The organism is Paraburkholderia sp. FW306-2-2C-D06C (assembly GCF_058781505.1).
Window position 1 is genome coordinate 25942 of record NZ_JBYSWU010000036.1, and the last position, 22397, is coordinate 48338.

Consider the following 22397-nt stretch of genomic DNA (forward strand, 5'->3'; position numbering starts at 1 on the left):
AGACGCGGTCAATGACGGCAACGGTCGGTTCGAAGATCGGGCAACGGCGCGGCATCGGCCGCCGCGCGCTGCAAGTCAGCGGATTGGGGCTCGGTACGGCGCCTTTGGGCGGCCTTTACCGCGATCTGTCCGACGAAGAAGCACACGCGACCATCGCCGCGGCGTGGGCCGCCGGCGTGCGTTACTTCGATACCGCGCCGCATTACGGCCACACGAAAGCCGAGCATCGTCTGGGCGACGCGTTGCGCCGCTATCCGCGCAGCGAATACGTGCTCTCCACGAAAGTCGGGCGCCGCTTCGTGCCGCGCACCACGCCCTACGACGGCAGCGAGGGCTGGCAAGACCCGCTGCCGTTCCAGGCGATCTATGACTACACGCACGACGGCATTCTGCGTTCGTTCGAAGACAGCCAGCAGCGCCTCGGCATTGTCGATATCGACATTCTGCTGGTGCACGATATCGGCCGTGTCACCCACGGCGACAAGAATCCGCATTACTGGCGGCAACTGACCGAAGGCGGGGGCTTTCGCGCGCTCGACGAGTTGCGTGCGTCGGGCGCGGTCAAGGCGGTCGGCCTGGGCGTCAACGAAGGCGCGGCGATTCTCGACGCGATGGCCGAATTCGATATCGATTGCGCGTTGCTCGCGGGCCGTTATACGCTGCTCGAACAGACCACCCTCGACGATCTGCTTCCGGCATGCGAAAAACGCGGCGTCAGCATCCTGTTAGGCGGCGCGTTCAATTCGGGCATTCTGGCGCGCGGTGTCGAGGGCGATCTGAAATTCAACTATGGCGACGCGCCGCGCGAAGTGATCGAGCACGTCGCGCGGCTGGAGACGGTGTGCCGCGAGCATGGCGTGCCGCTTGCCGCCGCCGCCTTGCAGTTTCCGTATGCGCATCCGGCGGTCGCCACCGTGTTGACCGGCGCGCGCAGTGCCGATGAATTGCGCGAGAACGTGGCGTCGTTCGAGCAGCCGATCCCCGCGGAATTGTGGTCCGCGTTGCGCGACAACGGCTTGCTGGACAGCCGCGCGCCCGCACCGGAGGATTGACCGACGATGCATATCGACGCCCACCAGCACTATTGGGACCCGGCTCGAGGCGACTATGAGTGGCTCACGCCGGAACTGAAAATCCTGTACCGGCCGTTTGGTCCCGCCGATCTCGCGCCGTTGCGCGAACGAGCCGGCATCGAGCGTACGGTGGTGGTGCAGGCGGCGCCGACCATCGATGAAACGCGTTACTTGCTGGACATGGCTCGCGATGAGCCGTCGATTGCAGGCGTGGTGGGTTGGGTGCCCTTGCTGCTGCCGACTGCGCCGGATGTGATCGACGCCTTCGCGCACGAGCCGAAGTTCAAAGGCGTGCGGCCGATGTTGCAGGATATTCCGGACGATACGTGGATCGCCAACCCCGAGCTCGCGCCTGCGATCGAAGCGCTGATCGCGCGCGACCTCGCGTTCGACGCGCTGATTTACGCGCGTCACGTAGAGCACGTCGAAACGTTCGCGACGCGTTTTCCGGCGCTGCGCATCGTCGTCGATCATGGTGGCAAGCCGCCGATCCGTTACGGCCGCGCGGATTGGCAAACATGGGCCGATGCGATCACGCGGCTCGCCAGGCTGCCGCACGTGCATTGCAAGCTGTCGGGGCTCGTCACGGAGGCAGCGCCCGGCTGGACCGAAGAAACCTTGCAGCCGTATGTCGAGCATCTGCTGGCGTCGTTCGGTCCGGCGCGTTTGATGTGGGGCAGCGACTGGCCGGTGCTCGATCTGAACGGCGACTATCTGCTGTGGCACTCGGTGGCGAACACCTTGCTCGCGTCCTTGAGCGACAACGAGCGCGAGGCGGTTTTCGGCGGCAATGCCGCCGCGTTTTACCGGCTTTGAAGGTACGAAGCCAGGACGAGACAAGAGAAGCCCATTCCATTCAACTGGAGTCGTAGATGACACAAAGACTGGCCGGCAAGACGGCCCTGATCACCGCGGCGGGACAAGGCATCGGCCTCGCGACCGCGGAGCTGTTCGCACGCGAAGGCGCGCGCGTGATCGCCACCGATATCCGCATCGACGGGCTTGCCGGCAAGCCGGTCGAAGCGCGCAAGCTCGACGTGCGCGACGACGCGGCCATCAAGGCGCTGGCGGCCGAATTCGGCGCGATCGACGTGCTGTTCAATTGCGCGGGCTTCGTCCACGCCGGCACGATTCTCGAATGCACCGAAGAAGATTGGGACTTCGCGTTCGACCTGAATGTGAAGGCCATGTACCGCACGATCCGCGCGTTCCTGCCGGCGATGCTGGAGCACGGCGGCGGCTCGATCATCAATATGTCGTCGGCGGCGTCGAGCGTGAAGGGTGTGCCGAACCGCTTCGCGTATAGCGCGTCGAAAGCCGCGGTGATCGGGCTGACCAAGTCGGTTGCTGCGGACTTCATTACGCGTGGTGTACGCTGTAACGCGATTTGCCCGGGCACGGTGGCTTCGCCGTCGCTCGAAGAGCGGATCGCCGAGCAGGCTCAGGCGCAGGGCGTGACGCGCGAGGTCGTGCAGGCGGCCTTTGTCGCGCGCCAGCCGATGGGCCGCGTCGGCAAACCCGAAGAGATCGCCGCGCTGGCGCTGTATCTTGCGTCCGACGAATCGTCGTTTACCACCGGTCACGCGCATGTGATCGACGGCGGCTGGTCGAACTGATGCACACGGAATACCACTGAAAAGGGAAGTGTCAGGATGAAACTGCTTCGTTATGGGCCGAAAGGTCAGGAAAAGCCGGGCTTGCTCGACGCGCAAGGCAAGCTTCGCGATCTGTCGAAAGTGCTCGCCGATATCGACGGCGCCGCGCTGACCGACGAAGGCCTCGCCAAACTGCGCGCGGTCGATCCGGCATCGCTGCCGCTGGTCGAAGGCAATCCGCGGACCGGTCCGTGCGTCGGCAAGATCGGCAAATTCATTTGCATCGGGCTGAACTACGCGGATCATGCGGCGGAATCGAATCTGCCGGTGCCGGCCGAGCCGGTGATTTTCAACAAGTGGACGAGCGCGATCAGCGGCCCGAACGACGACGTGGAAATTCCGCGCGGCTCGAAGAAGACCGACTGGGAGGTCGAACTCGGCGTGGTGATCGGCAAGCCGGCGAAATACGTCGACGAAGCCAACGCGCTGGATTACGTCGCCGGTTACTGCGTGATCAACGACGTGTCGGAACGCGAATGGCAGATCGAGCGCGGCGGCACGTGGGACAAGGGCAAGGGCTTTGACACATTCGGCCCGATCGGTCCGTGGATGGTCACGCGCGACGAGGTCGCGGATCCGCAGAACCTGAGCTTGTGGCTCGAAGTGGACGGCCATCGCTATCAGAACGGCAACACGAAGACGATGGTGTTCGGCGTCGCGAAGCTGGTGTCGTATGTGTCGCAGTGCATGAGCCTGCAACCGGGCGACGTGATTTCCACCGGCACGCCGCCGGGCGTCGGCATGGGCGTGAAACCGAATCCGGTGTACCTGAAGCCGGGACAGACCATACGTCTGGGTATTGAAGGCCTCGGCGAGCAGACGCAGAAGACTTATGCCGCGGAGTGAGCGGCGGGTGTAGTCGAAAGGTGCTGATGATGGAAAAGGCCGTTCCTGCTCGATGCGGGAACGGCTTTTTTATGAGCCTCGGCGCGAGCGTTAAGGTGGGCGTTCAGGCGGGTTTATGCGCGCTGGGCCTCGAGCAGCCGCGCAAGCAACGCGACCAGCTGATCGACGTGCCGATCTTCGGTGCGCCATGACGACACGCTGATACGGAACGCCGGCCTGCCTTGCCAGACCGTCGCGCCGAACCACGTTTCACCCGAAGCCTGCGCCGCCTCGCGGACCGCGACGGTTTGCTCGTCGGTTGCGGCCCGTGCGAGCACCTGATTCAACACGACGCGATTCAACACCTCGAAACCCGCGGCACGCAAACCTTCGGCGATGCGCGAAGCCTGCGCGCAATGGCGATCGACCATGTCCTTCACGCCGCTTCGCCCTAAAGAACGCAACGCCGCCCAGATCGGAATGCCCCGCGGCCGGCGCGAGAATTCGAGGTTCAGATTCTTCTGCGCATCGTGCGCCGCGCTCAAATACGCGGCGTCGCTGTCCATCGCCGCCGACATTGCGCCCGCGTCGCGGCAGATCGCCATCGCGCCGTCGTAGGGCGTGTTGAGCCACTTGTGGCCGTCGGTGGTCCAGCTATCCGCGCCTTCGATGCCGTCCGTCAGCGCCCGCTTCGACGACGCTCGCGCCCACAAGCCGAACGCGCCGTCGACATGGACCCACGCGCCCGCAGCCTTCGCACGCGGAATCAGCGTAGCGAACGGGTCGAACTCGCCGGTGTTCACCTCGCCCGCCTGCACGCAGAAGATCGTCATGTCGTCGAGCGGCGGCAACTGGTCGGGGTCGATGCGGCCATGCGCATCGACGGGCGCGACGATCACATGCTTCATGCCGAAGCCGAGCACACGCAGCGCCTTTTTCACCGTGATATGCGCCATGTCGGAGATCACGACGCGCACGGCGGGCGCGCCATTCAAGCCGTCGTTGTCGAAATCCCAGCCCTGGCGGTCCAGCAACGCGCGCCGCGCCACCGCGATGCAAACCAGCGTGCAGGCGGTTGCGCTGGTGCCGAAGCCGATCGCCGCTTCGCGCGGCAGATCGAGGGCGTCGAGCACCCAGCGCGTTGCGATCTTCTCGATGGTGGCGGCCACCGGCGAGTTGTCGAAGGTCGACGCGCATTGGTCCCACGCGCCCATCAAACGCTCGGCGGCTGCCGCCGCCGGCAAGACGGCGCCGATCACGAAGCCGTAGTAACGCGGATCGTTCGACGCCACTGTGCCGGGCGACCCGCTTTCGTCGAGCAGACGCAGTACGTCGGCGGGCGGGTGGCCGTGTTGCGGGAAGGCTTCGTCGAACGCAGCGAGTTGCGCCAGCGCGGCGGCGTCCGGAAACACCCGGCGCTTGCCGATGGCCGCGAGGTAAGCGTGGGCGCGCCGGTCCGCATCGGCGACAAGAGCGAGTTCGTCCATGAGAGTCCTTGAGAGTCCTTGAGGTCTTGGGGCCGGCAGGTCTAGAGATTGGCGAGGTCGCGGCCGAGCTTCTGCAGTTCGGCGTCGATCCGCTTGTAGTAGGTGAATTTGCCGATTCGCTGTGCGCGCACCAGCCCCGCGTCGGCGAGGATGCGCATGTGGCGCGTGGTGGTGGCGGGCGCGATGCCGAGCTTGTCGGTGATGAAGGTGCAGCACACGCCGACCGTTTCGATGTCCGCGTGGTCCTGATAGGGGAAATGCCGCGTCGGCTCCTTCAGCCAGCGCATGACGGCAAGCCGGCTGGCATTGGCAAGCGCGTTGATGCGCGTGAGGTCGTCCGTCATTGGGTTGGGCGTGCGCGGAGTCGATAACGTTTCGTATATTAGCTAAATGACAAAACGTGAACAAGCGCTTTTACGGCGGCGCGCGGTCACTGCTAGCGGTCCGTTCAACCCGGCAGTTCGTGCTCGCCGCTGTCGCTGATGCGATTGATCGTGCCTTGTGCCACCGCAACGAGCTTCTCGCGGTTGCCTTCCATCACGTAGACGTTGCACTGGCAGGTCGCCTGAGTTTGACCCGCGTAGACGACTTTGGCGCGCGCGATCAGCGTGCCGTTGATCGCCGGCCGCAGATAGTTGATCTTGTACTCGCCCGTCACGACCTTCGGTCCCAGCGACAACGCGCCGGCGAACGTGAGCGCATTGTCGACGAGATAGCTGATGACGCCGCCATGCACGAAGCCGTGCTGCTGCCGCAGTTCGTCGCGGATCGGCAGAGACAGCGTCAGTTCGCTGGTGCCCGTGTGCATCAGCTCGGCGCCAAGCAGCATGCTGAACGGCTGGGCATGCAATGCGCCGCGCGCCCGGTCGAGGAGGTCGGTCATCTTGATTCCTTCGGGCATGGCCCGCAGTGGCATTCGCACAGGCGTGCGTTGTGTGCAGTCCTTACCCACTCTAGGAAGCGTGTGCACACCGCGTCAAGGTGATTCGGAAAAATCCGCAATGTATTGTTGTACAAAACAACTGCAATCCCGAAGTTGGCCGATGAAAATGGGGCGTAAGGCGATCTTTGGTGAAATTGGGCTCAAGCAAAGTCCGGCGATGCCGTTAACCCGAACGTAGCTCCTGCCATTCTTCGCCATTCAGGTATTCATGATGTTCAGCAAGATCAAGGTCGCATCCGGCCTGCTATGTGTCCTGGCTGCGTTCTGCGTGTTCCAGCTTGTGACGGTAGGCCTGGGATTCTGGTCGCTCACTCGCACCCATGACGACGTGGGCGATCTGTCGAACATCGCGCTGAAGCAGGTCGATGCGGTCAATGAAACGACGCAGCATCTGATGGATGCCCGTATCAACCTGTCGCGCGCCGGTACGCGGATGGTGCGCGGCGGCGGCGAGCCGGCCGACATCGTGCAGCACGCCCGTGAACAGCTGATGGCCGCCGATCAGTCATTCGCCGTTTTCATGAACGCGCCGAAGACCAGCGACGAAAACAGCGCCCGCGCGACGGCGCTGGCTGATCGCTATAAAAAGCTGCACGACGCGCTCGCGGAACTGGTGCAGTTCCTCGACTCGAACAATATTCAGGCGTTTCTCGACCAGCCCACTCAGTCGTTCCAGGACGCCTACCTTGCCGAGTCGCACCACTTCGTGCAGTTCGGCGATGCCGCGAGCCGTGCGTCGCTCGATTCGATCGATGCCCGTATGACGATGTTCCGCGGCGTCAGCATCGCTATTCTGCTGTTGCTGGTGGCGGGCACGTTTGCGGTTCACATGGCGTTGCGGCGTGGCGTGGTGGCGCCGCTCGAAGAAGCCGGCCGGCATTTCGACCGTATTGCGCTCGGCCGTCTCGATCAGCCGATCGCGGCGCGCGGCACCAACGAAATCGGCCGTCTGTTCTCCGGCCTCGCGAAAATGCAGGCGAGCGTCGCGCGCACCGTGCAGACCGTGCGCGAATCCGCCGACTCGATCCACCTCGGCGCCGACGAAATCGCCACCGGCAACGCCGACCTGTCCGCGCGCACGGAAAACCAGGCGGCCTCGCTCGAGGAGACCGCGTCGAGCATGGAGGAGCTGACCGCCACCGTGCGCCAGAACGCCGAGCACGCCCGCGAAGCCAACGCGCTCGCCGGGACCGCGCTCGCCGCGACTGCGCGCGGCAGCGAAGTGGTCAACGAAGTGGTCGACAAGATGCGCGGCATCGCGCAGAGCTCGGACAAGATCGCCGAGATCATTTCGGTGATCGACGGCATCGCGTTCCAGACCAATATCCTCGCGTTGAACGCGGCCGTCGAAGCGGCACGCGCGGGCGAGCAGGGCCGAGGCTTCGCGGTGGTGGCGGGCGAAGTGCGGGGTCTGGCCCAGCGCAGCGCGCAATCGGCCAAGGAAATCAAGACCTTGATCAACGAATCGGTCGCCGGGATTCAGGGCGGGTCGACGCTGGTCGAGCATGCCGGCGAGGCGATGAGCAACGTGTCGGCGTCGATTTCACGCGTCACGCAGATGATGGCGGAGATCAGCGCATCGTCGCTCGAACAGAGCACGGGCATCGAGCAGGTCAATCAGGCGGTGGTGCAGATGGACGAGATGACGCAGCAGAATGCGGCGCTCGTCGAAGAGGCGGCGGCAGCGGCGGCTTCGCTGCATCAACAGACGCAACAGTTGAAGCAGGCCGTTTCCGTGTTCGAAATTTCGGAGGCTGTGTTGCGCACGCAACACTTTGATGAAATTCGCGGCCACGCAGCGGCGTTTTCGTTGTCGGACGGGCGGGCGATTTAAATCGTGCGAACGCCTCGAAAAAGGGCGTTTGCAAATGAAAATGGCCCGCGCGAGCGGGCCATTTTGCTTTTTAGACGCAAGCGCCTAAAGGTGCCAGAGCGTACCCAAGGGTACTTAGGCCGGCTGGATGTTCGCAGCCTGCTTGCCCTTCGGGCCTTGCTTAACTTCGAACGTCACCTTCTGGTTTTCTTGCAGCGACTTGAAGCCGCTACCTTGAACTTCCGAAAAGTGCGCGAACAGGTCTTCGCCGCCGTCGTCCGGCGTGATGAAGCCAAAGCCCTTTGCATCGTTAAACCACTTCACAGTACCTGTTGCCATTTTTAATCCAGTAAATGTTGTGTATTGCATTCGCGACCGCTATTTCTCAACACGAGATCGGAGCGCGAAGTACGAGTTGTATCACGTCTTTATGATGGACGCCAATCAACCCGTATTCGGGTATTCCCCCGATGGCCCCATTTTGAGACCTCCGGGGCATTTTGAAAGGATGCCGCCGCCGGTAGGGTAAACTGGCTGTATTACACTTCCAGGAAAACCATTGACACATTATCTGCAAGAAGAACTTACGTCGTTCTGGAGTCGTTTGACCCCCTATCTCGCGATATTGGAGTCTAAATCACCTCAAGAGGGCGCCTTGGATCCGGTCGGCCGAATTACCGCCGACACCGAAGGTCACCAGGCTTTCGCCCTTCACACCACCGACCGGAAGCCGCACGGCGACGCGTCGGACACCCCCACCGGAAAAAGCGCAACCTACACGCGATTTAAAACTGCCGACGCCGATTGGGGACCCTGGCAGCGCGAGGAATACTGATCGACTCCGGCCGGTCGGCCAGATCGGCGCCGTCCGGCTCAGTGGCGGCGTGCAGGTCAGCTCAGCCCGGCAGCGCCTCATAGGCGGTCGCGAGGTGGTAGGGCGTGGTCGACGGCATGTCCGCCCGCGCCACAACGTCCGCCGGCGTTTTGCATTCGAACCAGCCTTGCGGACGCAGAAAGCGCTGCTGGAAACGTTCGATCTGGCCCGGCAGGACCGCTAGCGCAGCCGGATCGTCATGGCTCGCCAGCGCGCGCAAATATTCGGTTTGCGCCCAGATCCGCTGGGTAGCGTCCTTGATCCGGCCGGTTTCGTCGAGCGACGCACACACACCGCCGGTGTCTTTGTCCACCCCGTACTGCTGCGCGAAGCTGAACGCGCGCGTCAGCGCCTCGTCGAGACCCGAGCCCTCGAACAGCGCGCCCGCCCGTTTCACCAGCCAGAACCATTCGAACTGATGACCCGGCTCCAGACGGTTGTCGTCGGCGCCCAGCGGCAATTCGGCGACGCAGCCGGTCGGCGCGTGCACGAAATGACGCGCGACGGCGCCGGCCAGGCGGCTCAACGCGGCGTCGAAAGTGGAATCGCGAGTCGCTTCGCGGGCGGCTAGCCAGGCCTCCGTCAGATGCATCAGCGGATTCTGGATCGGCGTGCCGGTCACGGCGGAGAAGTCGGCGTCGAGTGCGGCGTTGAAAAGATCGCTGTCGGCGGCAAAGTGCGACTGAATCAACGCCGACGTGCGATGCACGATTTCCAGCGCGTCGCGGTTGCCGGAACGGCAGCCATATTCCGCGCACGCGAACACGACGAATGCGTGGGTGTACAGGTCTTTGGTGGTGTCGAGCGGCGCGCCTTGCGCATCCACGCTGTAGAACCAGCCGCCGTGGCGCGGGTCCTGAAACGTGTGCACCAGCGCGTCGAACAGCACCTGTGCATGCGCCGCATCGCCGGCTTGCGAGAACACGAACAATTGCCGCGCGCACGCCATTGCACGGTAGCGCGCAGCAGGCAGCGGCAGATGATCCTCGGCGCTGACCGCTTCGTACGGCAGCTTCAACTCAGTGTTGAAACCCGGCCCGCGCCACAGCGGCAGCACCACGCGAGTGAAGTGATCGCGCAGCGTGGCAGCAAGGGCGATCGTTGAAGCGGCGGAAGGGTTCATGCTTTGCATAGTTCAGTTCGTCAAACGCGGTAATCCGAAGCGCCCAGAGGTTCAGGCCGTTCGGCGTGCGGCCAAGCATAAAGCAAACGGTTGCCGCTGGCACGTCGGCGCAGGTGCGCAATCCGCTTCAGATGATTACGGATAAGGAGGCGAGCGCTTGCGTCAACTGCCCGGCGTCAAGCAGTTCCTGCTAGACGAGACGCCATCTAAAAATCGGGAAATCGTCGGCGAATGGCTTCGGCAGGGGCGGGCGGCCATGCGACAATGCGGTCTCGAAAAATTCCAATGGTATTGACGAGCGGTGCCCGGCGCCCGCTTTTCGGCGACGACCGCTTTTTTCTCTATGGCAGATTCCGCAGCATCCACGCAGCCCCGGCCTTCGCGCGCCGCTTCGAAGAAGCAGCGTCAGGCCACCGTCTCGACCGAAACCGAAAACAAGCTGGCGCGCGCCGCGCGCTCGGCGCAACGCCTCGCGCAACTGAGCGATGCCTCGCGCGACGACAGCACGCTCGACCTGTTCCCTGACGATCCCACCCGCGCCACGCTCGAAGCAATGAATATCGACGTGCGGCAAGGCACGCTGCATGGCTTTGAATTGCCCGACGTGGTGCTGGCGGCGGTCGGTGCGTTCGATGCCGTGGACACGCACACCGATGCGAAGGCGGCGCGCCGTGCGCCCCGCGTCGCGAAGTCCGATGAAGCGGCGCCGGTCAGCGCGCAGTTGAGCGGATTGGAGATGCAGCACGAGGCCGCGGCGGCATCGCCGATGGGCGAGTTGGCTTTTGCCGAGGCGAAGCCGGCAGGCGCTGCCGCCGTCGAAGAAAAGCCGGCGGCAACGCCGCTCACGCCTGCGATGGCGGCGGCAACCGTGGCGCGCAGCGTGACCGCCTTGCGTCAAGCGGGCGAGCCGGGGGCGTCGGCGGAAATTGCTTCATCGACGGTGGCCGGCGGCAAGCCGCCCGTGCCGCCGCAGCGCTTTGCGACGACTTCCGCCAAGGCTACGACGGCTTCGCGCGAAGCCGCCGTAGCCGAAACCGCCGCAGCCGAAACTGCCGTAGCCGAAACCGCCGCAGCCGCAACGGAAGCCGCACCGGAGCGCGCTTCGCCTGAAACCGGCGCTGCGGCGGCCGAGCCGAAGTCCGGCGGCCAGCCGGCGCGCCCTGCGCCGGCGCCGGCGAATGTTGCGTTTGGCGCGCAATTCAGGGAAGCCCAACGCGGCGAAGCGGCTGCGGCGGCTTTGCGCGCCGCGCCTGAACTCGACCGCGCACGCGCCACGGCCTTCGCCGATACCGTCGATGCACTGTATGGCGTGATCGCCGACCAACGCCGCGCTGCGACGGACCATTCACGCCGCATGAAATGGATGCTGTCGATCGTGGTCGGCGCGTTGCTGGCCACGGTTGCGATCGGTATCACGCAGACGGTCCTGCTGATGCGTCTGACGCGTGAAACCACGGCCCAGCAGCATCGTATCGAACAAATGATGCAGAACCAGCAGGCCGCCATGGCCAGCCTGCTCGACACTCACATGGCGATGGCCAACGCTGCGGTAGCCAATGCCGCTGCTCCGGCCGCTGCCGCGTCTTCGCCGGCTGCAGTTCAGCAAGCCGCCGGTCCGTCGCACGGCAAACGCAGCGCACGAGTTCAGCACGCGCACAAGCCGAAAGCAGTCAATTCGAACTGATCTTCAGTGACCGCCGCGCCGGCGTCAGCCGGCTGCGGCGGCTCGCTTTGCCACCCGCCCGCCTGGCCGGGGCATTCCCCGCTTCCCATGTTGTTCTGCCGGATAGGCGCCGTAAGGCGCCGCATGCGGCCAGCGTCTCGCAAGTCAAATACCGCGTTTTACACTCTCGTTGCTGTTGCGAAGCCGGACCGGATCCGCCAGCGCAACTTCTGACGGGAGCCACCATGCCGACTAGCGAGCACAAATATTCCATCGAAGAACTGATCTGCGCGCTTCTACGCGATCAGCGCATTCATGAGGGACACTGGGCGCTGAGCGTCGAGTTTTCGATGTCGGGAGCGTCCGTCAAGCCGCAGGACAATTCCGCGCGAACCCTCCCGGGCCTGATCGTCTCCGTCAATAGTGCGACGCTGGCACAGGCGGAGAGCGTGGCGACCGGCGCCGTCGACGCCGCCGTGGTCAACCCGCGCAAAGACATGGCGAGCGCGAAGCCGGCGCGAATCAGGAAACCCCAGTCCAGCACGCTCCAATAAGGCGGCCAGTTTTGACCCTGAAAATGAAAGAAACGGGGTCGTTGTCATGGTGCAACGCACCATGGCCGCAAAGCCTGAAACAACGCACCGCACCCGAAAAATTGCTGCATTGCACTAGCTTTTGCCCAGGGAAAACCCTATAATTATTTTTAAGGGAAAACCCTAGCTAATTGCAGTAATCAACCGGGAGTCGCCATGAGCTTCATTTTTGCACTGTTCCAAAAGGTCAGCGACCTCTTTGCGTCGCCCCATCTGCCACTGGATTCGGACTACTCGTACGAAGCGCGTAGCCGCGAAGCGCAGCGCGTGCGCCAGGCGCAGGCTACGTTGTTCGGCATCAAGCTGACCGACTAAACAGCCAGGTCGTATGGCCTGAGCGCGGATCACCCGCGCATGGCCGCGCACGTCGAGTGCGCCTCGCCTCATTGAAGCCACCGCCCGCGAAACGCGTGCGGTGGCTTTTGTTTTGTGCGCCGTGTTCTCCCCGAATACCTGACCTGTCCGAATATTTCCCCGCCGAAATGAATGTAACGGCGCCTGACGTGGCGTCGCGGCGGCCACGCCGCCAATCCATCGGGCATGGTGCTGCAGACGGGCCGCGAATGCAAAAAAGCTGGCTGTTCATCGCGCCCCATGTATGAAATGTGCGCTTACAAGTGCTCACGTCTTCACGCGGTTTGCGCCGCTAGAGTTCGTCTCAAGCGTACGGCGTCTGGTCCGAACCCGAAATTGCAGTCCGAGGGTGATTGAACACAGGCGCCGGCTTGATACAAAACTTTGCATGGGAGATCACTATGAAAACCTTGAACAAGACATCGCGCTCGATTCTCGCAACCTTGCTGGCGGGTAGCGCTTTGCTCGCTGCCGGCAGCGCCTTCGCCCAGGAGCGGGTGGTCGTCGAGACCGGTCCGGGACCCGCGGCTTACGGTCAGCCGCACATGACGCCGGTGGATGTGTCGATCAGTATCGGCTGGCATGGCGATCGTTACTACGACGGCCATCGCTACTGGGAGCATGACGAGTGGATGCGCCATCATCCGCACGACCGCGATCCACGTCACCACGACCGCGACGACCATCGCCCGCCGCCGCCCCCGCCCCCGCGTTATTGATGCGCGCATGACGGCGCCGCATGACGCGGCGTGAAGTCCCGCAAAGCCGGTCGTTCCTCACGGAAGACCGGCTTTGCCGCGTTCGGCGTGGGAAATAGGCGCGCTGCGCTATGCTTGAACGCTTTCATCGAAGGTGCGGATCTCGGTGGCCTCGATACGTTCCTCGATATCTCGACTCATCTGATGCCGGAGCTTGCCAAAGATGAAGACGTGCTCGATCTGCTGCGTGCGCAGGTGGACGCGGGACGCGTCGGCGTGCGCAGCGGCGCAGGCTTTTATGACTGGGACGATGCGCATCTCGCGCAGGTGAAGGACGGGCGCAAGCGGGTGATCGGCCGAGGATGAAGTACGGCGGGAGCGGGTCACTCACAACGTGGCCGCTCGCCTGGCCTTCCCAGCCTTTAAGCAGCACCCACGCGACTGCGGTATAACCGGCTTTCCCGCCCCACAACGCCAAACCGCATCAATCATGTCCCACTACTTCTACGATCCCGCCGCCGGCCACGGTCTCCCGCATGACCCATTCAAGGCAATCGTCGCGCCGCGGCTGATCGGCTGGATTTCGTCACGCGACACCGAAGGCACGCTGAATCTCGCGCCGTACAGCTTCTTCGGCGCGTTCGCTTCGTTTCCGCCGATCATCGGTTTTTGCAGCGAGGGCCGTAAGGATAGCGTCGCCAACATCGAAGCCACCGGCGAGTTCGTATGGAATCTCTCGAGCAAACCGCTCGCCGAGCAGATGAACCGCTCGTCGGCGCCGGTCGCGCCTCACGTCGACGAATTTGAACTCGCCGGTCTCACGCCGGCTCCGGGGCGCAACGTCAACGTGCCGCATGTCGCGGAATCGCCGGCCGCGCTCGAGTGCAAGCTGCTGCAAGTGGTGCGTCTGCATACGCTCGACGGTAAACCGATGGACAACTATCTGTCGCTCGGCCAGGTGGTCGGCGTACACATCAACGAAGCCTATCTGAAGAACGGTTTGTTCGACACGCATGCCGCGCAGCCGATCATGCGTGCCGGCTACCGTGCCGACTACGCGGAAATCGGTGAGATGTTCCAGATGTTCCGCCCGAGCGCATAATCGTCGAACCAGGCATCAAATGTTTAAACCGCGTCGCTCACGGCGGCGCGGCATCAGCCACATCGCCTTCGCGGAAAGCCCACGTCAGGAAACTGGCCCGCTTGATGCTTGCAACCGACACTCCAATGCGTCGTTTTCAAGTACCGGCTCATTCCCAAGGAGCGCGATCATGTCTACCGAATTCGCTACGCAGTTCTCGCATGTCCGTCCGCAAGACACGCCCTATGTGGATCAGGGCTTACGCGATTTTTTTCTCTATCGCGATTTAGGCATTGCGCAGGCAACCGGCGGCAAGGTGCTCGCGCAACTCGTCAAGGCGAATCACGCACCAGAGCAAGGCACCGGCTGGCACCGTCATGAAGCCGATTTCCACATTGTGATCATGCTGAGGGGCTGGGCGCGCTTCATGTACGGCGACAAGGAAACACTCGTCGCCGCCGGCGATTGCGTGCATCAGGCGCCGGGCATCGTCCATTATCTGTTCGACTACTCTGAAGATATGGAGTACCTGGAGATCGTTTCGCCGGCCGACTTCAAATCGGTCGAAGTCGACGGTCCGTGCGACGTTCCGGCGGTAACGCCGTGGAAGAGCGTCACCGCCTGAACAGCGCCGCCGCAGCAGCAGCGGCACTTGCACGCGACAACGCGGCCACCCGAAGCATCAGCTCATTGCGCCGCAGGCGGGCGCCGTCGCGGCGACCGTGCGGCCGGCTGCGGTTTGGAGGGGGACGAGCCGACACCAGCGCCATTCGGCGTGGCGGTGACCTCGGCGTCCACGTCGGCATCCACCACTGCGGTGACAGCCGGCGCCGCCGGGGTGATCTCTGCGGCGGCAGCCGCGGGCACCGGCCGGATCGTGCGTGCTCGCGAGCTGACCATCACGGCACGAGGCTCGTTGTCGTAAATGACGGCGCGCACGCGCGGATAAATCTGCCGCTCCCATCGATGCCCATTGAACACGCCATAGTGCCCCACGCCGGTTTGCACGTGATGCGTTTTCAGATACGGCCGTAACTTGTCGCACATATCCTGCGCGGCGAGCGTCTGTCCCACCGCGCAGATATCGTCTTTTTCGCCTTCCACGGTCAGAAGCGCGGTGCGCCTGATCTTCGACGGCTCGACTTTGCGCCCATCGACTGCGAGTTCATGCAACGGCAGCGCGTGCCGCTGAAAGACCGTATCCACGGTTTCCAGATAGAAGTCGGCGGTCAGATCCATCGTCGCGAAGTATTCTTCATAGAAGGTGCGAATCGTGTCGGCCTTGGCCGGATCGCCTTTGGCACGCTCGTAATACATGGTCTCGAACGAGTCGAGATGGCGGCCGAGATTCATCGACATGAACGCCGTGAGCTGCACGAAGCCCGGATACACGCGCCGGTGCGCGCCCGCAAAACCGAACGGCACCGCGCTGATCAGGTTCTGCTCGAACCATTCGATCGGCTTGCTCTTCGCCAGTTCGTTGACGCGCGTCGGATTGATGCGCGTGTCGATCGGGCCGGCCATCAGCGTCATGCTGGCGGGCTGCGCGGGGTGATCGTCGGCGGCCATCAGCGCGACGGCGGCGAGCGCGGCGACCGTCGGCTGACAGACCGCCAGCAGATGCGCGCCTTGCCCGATCGTTTCGGTGAAGTCGATCACGTGCCGCACGAATTCGTCGAAACCGAAGCGGCCCTGGCTGAGCGGCACGTCGCGCGGGTTGTGCCAATCGGTGACGTAGACGTCGTGTTCGGCCAGCATCGTGTGCACGGTGCCGCGCAGCAGCGTCGCGAAGTGGCCGGACATCGGCGCGATCACCAGCACACGCGGCTGCAGAGTCGAAAGCGTGGTGTCCTTACGGAAATGCAACAGCGAACAGAACGGCGTGTGCGCGACGACTTCCTCGACGATCGCGACCGGTTTGCCTTCCGTCACAACACTTTCGATGCCGAACGGCGGTCTAACGGGCGTGAGCCCGGCGAGTGTCAAAAGATCGCAGGCCGCGCGTACCGAGCGCCCGTGCGGCGTTTCGCCGAACGCGGGCCAGGCGTCGAGCGAATGATTGACCAGCGCCGCGCCGTGCCGCATCGGCAGCATCATGTCGGCAAACGCCTGGTATGTAGGATATGCGAACAGGTTCATAACCTTCGCACGAATGCGAGAAAGGAAGGAACCCAAATAGAGGCAAGTCATGTGCCAATCATGCACATGCACTGCCTTATGCCAAGTGTACGTTGGCATAGCATTTGCGCCAGTGGTTGAAGCGGGCCGGAATTGCCGCGCTTTGGTGCGCCGACGCACGGCAGCGTGCATGCACATCGTCAGGCGTCGCGCGAACGCCTCATCAGGAGGAGGAACGTATGACGAATACCACGCTCACCATCAGCAGCAAGAATTATTCGTCGTGGTCGCTGCGCGGCTGGCTGCTGACCAGGTTCAGCTGCCTGCCTTTCGAAGAGATCGTGATGCCGATCGACGATCCCGCCGCGCGCGCCGAATTGCTGCTGCTGTCGCCGTCGATTCTGGTGCCGTGCCTCTTTCACGAAGGCATCAAGATCTGGGACACGCTGGCGATTGCCGAATACCTGAACGAACTGAAGCCGGAGGCGGCACTCTTGCCCGAGGACCTGCGCGCGCGAGCGCATTGCCGCTCGATTTGCGGCGAGATGCATTCGGGTTTCAGTTCGCTGCGCTCGGCGTTGCCGATGAACCTCAAGGCGCATTTTCCCGGCTTCAAGGTTTGGGCGCGTGCGCAATCGGATATCGACCGTATCGTGACGATCTGGAGCGACTGCCTGAAGCAGTACGGCGGCCCGTTTCTGTTCGGCGAGCGTACCGCGGCCGATGCGATGTACGCGCCGGTGGTGACGCGTTTCGTCACCTACGACGTGAAGCTCGATCCGGAGATCGTCGAATACGGACAGCGCATCATGGCGCTGCCCGAGATGCAGCAATGGATTGGCGATGCCCAGCAGGAGGTGGAAGAGATCGACGAACTGGACGTCGAGTTCTGATTACGGCGCGTCGCTGCGCGCCGCGATCAGACGAAGGGACAACCCGCGCCGGCCGCTTAATCGCGCCCGGCGTCCAGCTTGAACACGCTGACCACCTGCGCGAGACGCGCTGCCTGATCGCGCAATTCGGCCGCCGCGAGTTCGGCCTCGCCGACGATCGTCGCATTCTGCTGGGTCGCCTCGCCGATCTGGGTAACGGCGAGGTTGACCTGTTCGATGCCGCCCGATTGCTCGCGCGACGCCACGCTGATCTCGGCCATGATCGCGCGCACCTGGCCGACCTGATGGACGATGCCCTGCATCGTCGAGCTGGCTTCTTCGGCGATCCGGAAACCGCTTTTGACGGTCGCCGTCGATTCGGCGATCAAGCCCTCGATTTCTTTCACCGAAGCCGCGCTGCGTTGCGCCAGCGCACGCACTTCCGAGGCCACCACCGCGAAGCCCTTGCCGTGTTCGCCTGCGCGCGCCGCTTCGACGGCCGCATTCAGCGCGAGGATGTTGGTCTGGAATGCGATGCCTTCGATCACGCTGGTGATTTCGGCGATCTTCTGCGACGAGCGGCTGATTTCGCCCATCGTCGAGACCACCCGTTCGACAGCGCGGCCGCCTTCCAGCGCGGCGTCGGCGGCATTCGTGACGAGCGAGTTGGCCTGCGCCGCGTGGTCGGCGTTCTGTTGCACGGTCGACGTGATCTGCTCCATGCTGGCCGCGGTTTCTTCGAGGCTGCTCGCTTGCGTGGCAATGCGCGCGGCGATGTCGCCGCTGCCGGTCGCGATCTTTTCGGTGCCGTAGGACATATCGGACGACGCGTTGCGCACTTGCGAGACGATGCGCGCGAGGCCTTCGCCGATGCCGTCGATCGACTGCATCAGGCGGCCGATTTCGTCGGTGCGGGCATGCGCTCCCTGCGCCACGCGCACGCTCAGGTCGCCCGCGGCGAAGCGCTCGGATGCTTTGGCGGCTTCATTGAGCGGGCGGCTGACGAGGCGGCGCACCGCGATCAGGAACACCGCCGCGAAGACCCCGACCAGCACGAAACCGATCAGCAGAAATTCGTTACGGGTCGCGGTGACGTCGGCCATCACCTCGTCGCGCGGCGCGACGCCGCCCACCAGCCAGTGCCACTCCGGCACGGTGATGAACGACACGTATTTGTCGCGCGCGTTGTGTTCGCCGAGCGTCGCATCCGCCGAACTGTATTGGAGCTGACCTTGTTGCATCTCGAGCATCTGCTGATATGGCGCGTTCGCGTTGTCGGCGCTCTGGCCGACGGCGGCCGGATGCACGATCAGCTTGCCGCGCTCCGGGCCATTTGAGGCGTTGACGACGAAGTAGTAGCCGCTGTCGCCGATCTTCAGTTTGCGGATGCCGTCTTCGACCGATTGAATCTCGCTGTCCACGTTCACGCCGACAAACAGCGCGCCGATTACGCGACCGCTCGCGTCGGTAATCGGCCGGTATTGCGTGATCAAACGTTTGCCGAAGAGCGTGGCAAGCCCGGTATAGGATTTGTTCGCGAGGATCAGCGCGTACGCCGGCCCCTTGCGGTCGAGCAGTGTGCCGATCGCGCGCGAGCCGTCCTGTTTCTTCAGCGACGTCGTCACGCGTACGAAGTCGTCGCCGCTGCGTGCGAACACGGTGGCGACCGAGCCGCTGCGTTCGAGAAACTGGTCGGGGATCGAGAAGTCCATGTTCAGGACTTTGTCGCCGGCCTTGAAGGTTGGCGTGGCAAGACCGTTGATGTCGACCTTCTGGGTTTCGTCGAGCGTATAGCCGGTGGGCAGGAAGCTCGCGAACAACGACATCGAACGATCGACGTCCGCCGATAACGCTTTGTCGAACAGCGTGATCATCGCGGCGATCGAGCGGTCTTTATCGGCGATGCGTTCGAGCACCTGATCGCTGATCTGCGTGCCCGCGCTGCGGGTGAGCCCCCACGTGAAGGCGGCGAAAATCAACGCCACGAGCGCGCAGGAAAGCATGGCCAGCCTGGCGCCCACGCTGGCGTGGCGCAACGAGAGATGTTCCATCGGCGATTGCGGAGTAAAGGAGGAAGGGTGATGCGCAGGCCACGCTCAGGCATGGTCGGCATCGATGTCCTGTTTACGGCCGCGGGGCCGGTTTTCTTTAGTTCATTGAAAGCATCGCGTAATGGACCGTAAGGCGATCCACAACGCGACCCGCAACGCGACCCACGCGACCTACACGACCCACGCGTCGGCGCTCAGCGGCCCGGCGCGCCGCGCCAGGTGCGCAGCAGCAGCGCATTGGTGACCACGCTGACGCTCGAAAATGCCATGGCCGCGCCGGCCAGCATCGGATTCAGCAGGCCGAAGGCGGCGAGCGGGATGCCGATCAGGTTATAGACGAACGCCCAGAACAGGTTCTGCTGGATCTTGCGCCAGGTCTTGCGCGAGATGTCGATGGCGTCGGCCACCAGCGCCGGATCGCCGCGCATCAGCGTGATGCCGGCCGCATGCATCGCGACGTCGGTGCCGGTCGCCATCGCAATGCCGATGTCGGCGGCGGCGAGCGCGGGGGCGTCGTTGATGCCGTCGCCCGCCATCGCGACAATACCGGCGCTGCGGAATTTCAGGTCGTGGATCACGCGGGCCTTGTCCTCCGGCAGCACTTCCGCGTGGAATTCGTCGATGCCGAGCGCCTTCGCGACGCTCGCCGCGCTGCCCGGGTTGTCGCCGGTGACGAGCACGCTTTTGACGCCCATCTGCGCGAGCCGTTCGATGGCGGCGCGCGCGGTCGGTTTGACGGTGTCGCCGAAGGCGATCAACGCGAGCGCAATGGGCGCTCGCGGCTCGCGCAGCATCAGCCAGGAGACGGTGTTGCCGGCGGCTTCGAGTTCGCGCGCGCGCTCGATGAGTTGTGGCGGTAACGCGATGCCCAGTTCGTTGAGCCAGCGCGTGCTGCCGAGCGCCAGGGTATGGCCTTGAATGTCGGCTTCCACGCCCCGGCCCGGCACGGCGCGGGCGGCTGTTGCAGGCGCCGCCGCAGCCATTGACTCCACCGGAGATGCGGTCGTCGCCGCAGCCGTTGACTCCATAGGGGATGCGGTCGTCGCCGCGGCCATTGACTCCACTGGGGATGCGGTTGTCGCAGCGAACCCGGGAACGCCAAGCGGGTTATCGCCGCCCGCCGCGACGCCGCCATGCGCTGACGCCGCCCCAACTACGCTCTCCGCCGGCGAAGCGCCTGCCTGCGTTTCTTCGTAAGCCTTCACCACTGCCCGAGCCAACGGATGATCGCTATGCCGCTGCACCTCCGCGGCGAGCGCCAGTGCTTCGCCGCGGCTAATGGCGCCGATCGGCTCGAACGCCGTCACGGAGGGTTGTCCGACCGTCAGCGTGCCGGTTTTATCGAACGCGACGACATTCACCCGGTGCGCCGTTTCCAGCGCTTCGGCGTCTTTGATCAGCACGCCATGCCGCGCAGCGACGCCCGTGCCGGCCATGATCGCCGCCGGCGTCGCCAGTCCGAGCGCGCACGGGCAGGCGATCACCAGCACGGCGACCGCGTTCAGAATCGCGGTTTCGCCGCTTGCGCCGGCGATCAGCCAGCCCGCGAGCGTCAGCACGGCGATCACCAGAATTGCCGGCACGAAGATCTCGCTGACCCGGTCGACCAGCCGCTGAATCGGCGCCTTCTCAGCCTGCGCGCTTTCCACGAGGCGGATGATCCGCGCCAGCGTCGTTTCGGCGCCGATCGCGGTGGTTGTCACTGCAATCGCGCTTTCGCCGTTGATCGAACCGGCGGTGACGAGATCGGCTACCTGCTTCGGCACCGGCAGGCTTTCGCCGGTGATCAGCGATTCGTCGATATGGGTGCGGCCTTCGAGCACCGACCCGTCGACTGGCACCCGTTCGCCCGGCCGCACGATCACCACCGTGCCGACCCGCACTTGCGCGAGCGGCACCTCGCGTTCGTCCGTACCGATGCGAATCCGTGCGCGGTCGGGACGCAGTGCGTTGAGCGCGCGGATCGCGTCGGTGGTTTGACGCTTGGCGCGCGCTTCGAGCCACTTGCCGAAGCGCACCAGCGTGATCACCACCGCCGACGCTTCGAAATACAGATGCATCACGTCGCCCGGATGGCTCGCCAGTTGATAGACGCTGATCCCATACGCCGCCGAGGTGCCGAGCGCCACCAGCAGATCCATATTCCCGGCGCCGGCCCGCACGGCGCGATACGCCGCCCGATAGAAGCGCGCGCCGAAGACGAATTGCACGATCGACGCGAGGCCGAGTTGCAGCCACGGCGAAAGCATCGCGTGCAGCCCGAACCACTCGCCGGCCATCGGCAGGACGAGCGGCAGCGTCAGCACGGCGGAGGCGAGTACGGCATAAAGCTCGCGACGTGTCTTGTCGCGCTTGGCGTCGGCTGTTGCGGCGCCGCCGTCGGCCGGCGGTGCGTCTGGCGGCGCAAGCAACGTTGCCTGGTAGCCTGCTTTCCTGACGGCTTCGATCAGCGCATCCGGCGGGCTCAAGGCCGCATCGGCGAAATTGACGGTTGCCGTTTCGGTCGCCAGATTCACCGACACGCCCGCGACGCCCGGCACCTTCGCCAGCGCTTTCTCCACCCGCATCGCGCAGGACGCGCAGGTCATGCCGCCGATGTCGAGTTCGGCGGTTTTGGCGGGCGCGTCCGCGGGACGCTGGGGAGTGGCAAGTTCGGTCATGGCAGGCAAGGCTCGTGGCGGCATCGGGCCGCATCAAGAGCCCAGTATCGACCTTCCCATGATGGAAAGGTAAAGGACGTTTTGATATCGCTCGGGAATGTTGCCGAAAGCGCGTGAAAGCGGCGTCCGGAAACCTCCAGAAGCGGCGTCCGGAAGCGGCCCGCTCAGAACGCCGGCGGCGCGTCCAGCATCGCCTGGCTGACTGCCTGCCGTGCGCGTGCACCACCATATAGTTGTACGTCGGCACCTGACGATGCGCTTCGTGCTTGCTCGGATACCAGTTTGGCGAAATATAGGCGGCCGGTCCCTGGAAGATCACGAGCGCCATCAACCGTACCGCGAGTGAATCCTGCGCGCTTATTACGAAGCTCAATTGTTGCCTTTGCGCTTGCCTCGTGAGTAAGGATACGATACAACCCGATGTTGCTGGCATGATGCCCCCAGACTGCCCGCGCTGGGCTTGAGGAAGCCGCGCAGGCAGGCTTCGCCGCACACCGAGGAATTCCCTGGACCG

At 64.0% G+C, this 22397-nt stretch carries 22 protein-coding genes and 2 pseudogenes; 15 read left to right on the plus strand and 9 right to left on the minus strand.

Annotation, left to right across the window (positions count from 1 at the left end; genetic code table 11):
* Nucleotides 1-11 precede the first annotated feature (11 nt).
* Genes AC3WLT_RS24345 through AC3WLT_RS24360 form a run of 4 tightly spaced genes read left to right on the plus strand, consistent with a single transcriptional unit; the run spans nt 12 to nt 3574 of the window.
* Entirely contained in the window at nt 12-1052 is a 1041-nt protein-coding gene (locus tag AC3WLT_RS24345) for an aldo/keto reductase (RefSeq protein WP_492594236.1), read from the plus strand.
* 6 nt (nt 1053-1058) lie between these two features.
* Complete coding sequence (locus tag AC3WLT_RS24350; protein ID WP_492594237.1) at nt 1059-1889, plus strand: amidohydrolase family protein; 831 nt, start codon at nt 1059-1061, stop codon at nt 1887-1889.
* Nucleotides 1890-1945: 56 nt separating this feature from the next.
* Entirely contained in the window at nt 1946-2689 is a 744-nt protein-coding gene (locus tag AC3WLT_RS24355; RefSeq protein WP_492594238.1) for an SDR family oxidoreductase, read from the plus strand.
* Nucleotides 2690-2725: 36 nt separating this feature from the next.
* Complete coding sequence (locus AC3WLT_RS24360) at nt 2726-3574, plus strand: ureidoglycolate lyase (protein ID WP_492594239.1); 849 nt, start codon at nt 2726-2728, stop codon at nt 3572-3574.
* A gap of 113 nt (nt 3575-3687) precedes the next feature.
* Here AC3WLT_RS24360 and AC3WLT_RS24365 read toward each other — a convergent pair whose 3' ends face one another.
* The 3 genes from AC3WLT_RS24365 to AC3WLT_RS24375 all read right to left on the minus strand — a co-directional run bounded on the left by AC3WLT_RS24365 (nt 3688) and on the right by AC3WLT_RS24375 (nt 5923).
* Entirely contained in the window at nt 3688-5040 is a 1353-nt protein-coding gene (locus tag AC3WLT_RS24365; protein WP_492594240.1) for a pyridoxal phosphate-dependent decarboxylase family protein, read from the minus strand.
* A gap of 41 nt (nt 5041-5081) precedes the next feature.
* Nucleotides 5082-5384, minus strand: a complete 303-nt coding sequence (locus AC3WLT_RS24370; protein ID WP_492594241.1) for an ArsR/SmtB family transcription factor — start codon at nt 5382-5384, stop codon at nt 5082-5084.
* A 104-nt stretch (nt 5385-5488) separates the two neighbouring features.
* Nucleotides 5489-5923, minus strand: a complete 435-nt coding sequence (locus tag AC3WLT_RS24375) for a PaaI family thioesterase (protein WP_492594242.1) — start codon at nt 5921-5923, stop codon at nt 5489-5491.
* A gap of 271 nt (nt 5924-6194) precedes the next feature.
* Here AC3WLT_RS24375 and AC3WLT_RS24380 point away from each other — a divergent pair, with 271 nt between their 5' ends.
* Complete coding sequence (locus AC3WLT_RS24380; protein ID WP_492594243.1) at nt 6195-7817, plus strand: methyl-accepting chemotaxis protein; 1623 nt, start codon at nt 6195-6197, stop codon at nt 7815-7817.
* Nucleotides 7818-7931: 114 nt separating this feature from the next.
* Here AC3WLT_RS24380 and AC3WLT_RS24385 read toward each other — a convergent pair whose 3' ends face one another.
* Nucleotides 7932-8135, minus strand: a complete 204-nt coding sequence (locus tag AC3WLT_RS24385; protein WP_007178724.1) for a cold-shock protein — start codon at nt 8133-8135, stop codon at nt 7932-7934.
* 220 nt (nt 8136-8355) lie between these two features.
* Between AC3WLT_RS24385 and AC3WLT_RS24390 the strand changes: the two genes are divergently transcribed.
* Entirely contained in the window at nt 8356-8631 is a 276-nt protein-coding gene (locus AC3WLT_RS24390; protein WP_492594244.1) for a hypothetical protein, read from the plus strand.
* A 61-nt stretch (nt 8632-8692) separates the two neighbouring features.
* Here AC3WLT_RS24390 and AC3WLT_RS24395 read toward each other — a convergent pair whose 3' ends face one another.
* The gene (locus AC3WLT_RS24395; RefSeq protein ID WP_492594245.1) at nt 8693-9802 is read right to left on the minus strand and encodes an AGE family epimerase/isomerase; all 1110 of its coding nucleotides are present in this window, start codon (nt 9800-9802) and stop codon (nt 8693-8695) included.
* A gap of 148 nt (nt 9803-9950) precedes the next feature.
* On the opposite strand from AC3WLT_RS24395, the gene AC3WLT_RS24400 reads away from it, so the two are divergent.
* The 8 genes and pseudogenes from AC3WLT_RS24400 (at nt 9951) to AC3WLT_RS24435 (ending at nt 14807) form a co-directional block, all read left to right on the plus strand.
* The gene (locus AC3WLT_RS24400) at nt 9951-10088 is read left to right on the plus strand and encodes a hypothetical protein (protein WP_492594246.1); all 138 of its coding nucleotides are present in this window, start codon (nt 9951-9953) and stop codon (nt 10086-10088) included.
* 48 nt (nt 10089-10136) lie between these two features.
* The gene (locus AC3WLT_RS24405; RefSeq protein WP_492594247.1) at nt 10137-11477 is read left to right on the plus strand and encodes a hypothetical protein; all 1341 of its coding nucleotides are present in this window, start codon (nt 10137-10139) and stop codon (nt 11475-11477) included.
* Nucleotides 11478-11701: 224 nt separating this feature from the next.
* A complete protein-coding gene (locus AC3WLT_RS24410; RefSeq protein ID WP_492594248.1) occupies nt 11702-12010 on the plus strand; it encodes a hypothetical protein in 309 nt (102 codons plus the stop codon).
* A 195-nt stretch (nt 12011-12205) separates the two neighbouring features.
* A complete protein-coding gene (locus AC3WLT_RS24415; RefSeq protein WP_410837869.1) occupies nt 12206-12364 on the plus strand; it encodes a hypothetical protein in 159 nt (52 codons plus the stop codon).
* A 440-nt stretch (nt 12365-12804) separates the two neighbouring features.
* Nucleotides 12805-13122 (plus strand): hypothetical protein, encoded by a 318-nt coding sequence (locus AC3WLT_RS24420; RefSeq protein ID WP_492594249.1) that lies wholly within the window; start codon nt 12805-12807, stop codon nt 13120-13122.
* Between the two features lie 129 nt (nt 13123-13251).
* A pseudogene (locus AC3WLT_RS24425) lies at nt 13252-13467 on the plus strand (3-hydroxyacyl-CoA dehydrogenase family protein); the annotation flags it as partial.
* Nucleotides 13468-13591: 124 nt separating this feature from the next.
* On the plus strand, nt 13592-14203 hold the full coding sequence (locus AC3WLT_RS24430) for a flavin reductase family protein (protein WP_492594250.1): 612 nt from the start codon (nt 13592-13594) through the stop codon (nt 14201-14203).
* Nucleotides 14204-14372: 169 nt separating this feature from the next.
* A complete protein-coding gene (locus AC3WLT_RS24435) occupies nt 14373-14807 on the plus strand; it encodes a cupin domain-containing protein (RefSeq protein WP_492594251.1) in 435 nt (144 codons plus the stop codon).
* 62 nt (nt 14808-14869) lie between these two features.
* Here the strand turns inward: AC3WLT_RS24435 and AC3WLT_RS24440 are convergent, their stop codons facing one another.
* The gene (locus AC3WLT_RS24440) at nt 14870-16321 is read right to left on the minus strand and encodes a polyhydroxyalkanoate depolymerase (RefSeq protein ID WP_492594252.1); all 1452 of its coding nucleotides are present in this window, start codon (nt 16319-16321) and stop codon (nt 14870-14872) included.
* A 218-nt stretch (nt 16322-16539) separates the two neighbouring features.
* Here AC3WLT_RS24440 and AC3WLT_RS24445 point away from each other — a divergent pair, with 218 nt between their 5' ends.
* On the plus strand, nt 16540-17193 hold the full coding sequence (locus tag AC3WLT_RS24445) for a glutathione S-transferase family protein (protein ID WP_492594253.1): 654 nt from the start codon (nt 16540-16542) through the stop codon (nt 17191-17193).
* A 56-nt stretch (nt 17194-17249) separates the two neighbouring features.
* Here AC3WLT_RS24445 and AC3WLT_RS24450 read toward each other — a convergent pair whose 3' ends face one another.
* The 3 genes and pseudogenes from AC3WLT_RS24450 to AC3WLT_RS24460 form a co-directional block, all read right to left on the minus strand.
* Nucleotides 17250-19223: a methyl-accepting chemotaxis protein gene (locus AC3WLT_RS24450; RefSeq protein WP_492594254.1), complete on the minus strand. Its 1974-nt coding sequence runs from the start codon at nt 19221-19223 to the stop codon at nt 17250-17252.
* A 194-nt stretch (nt 19224-19417) separates the two neighbouring features.
* Nucleotides 19418-21883: a heavy metal translocating P-type ATPase gene (locus AC3WLT_RS24455; RefSeq protein ID WP_492594255.1), complete on the minus strand. Its 2466-nt coding sequence runs from the start codon at nt 21881-21883 to the stop codon at nt 19418-19420.
* A 193-nt stretch (nt 21884-22076) separates the two neighbouring features.
* A pseudogene (locus tag AC3WLT_RS24460) lies at nt 22077-22187 on the minus strand (FMN-binding negative transcriptional regulator); the annotation flags it as partial.
* Nucleotides 22188-22397 lie beyond the last annotated feature (210 nt).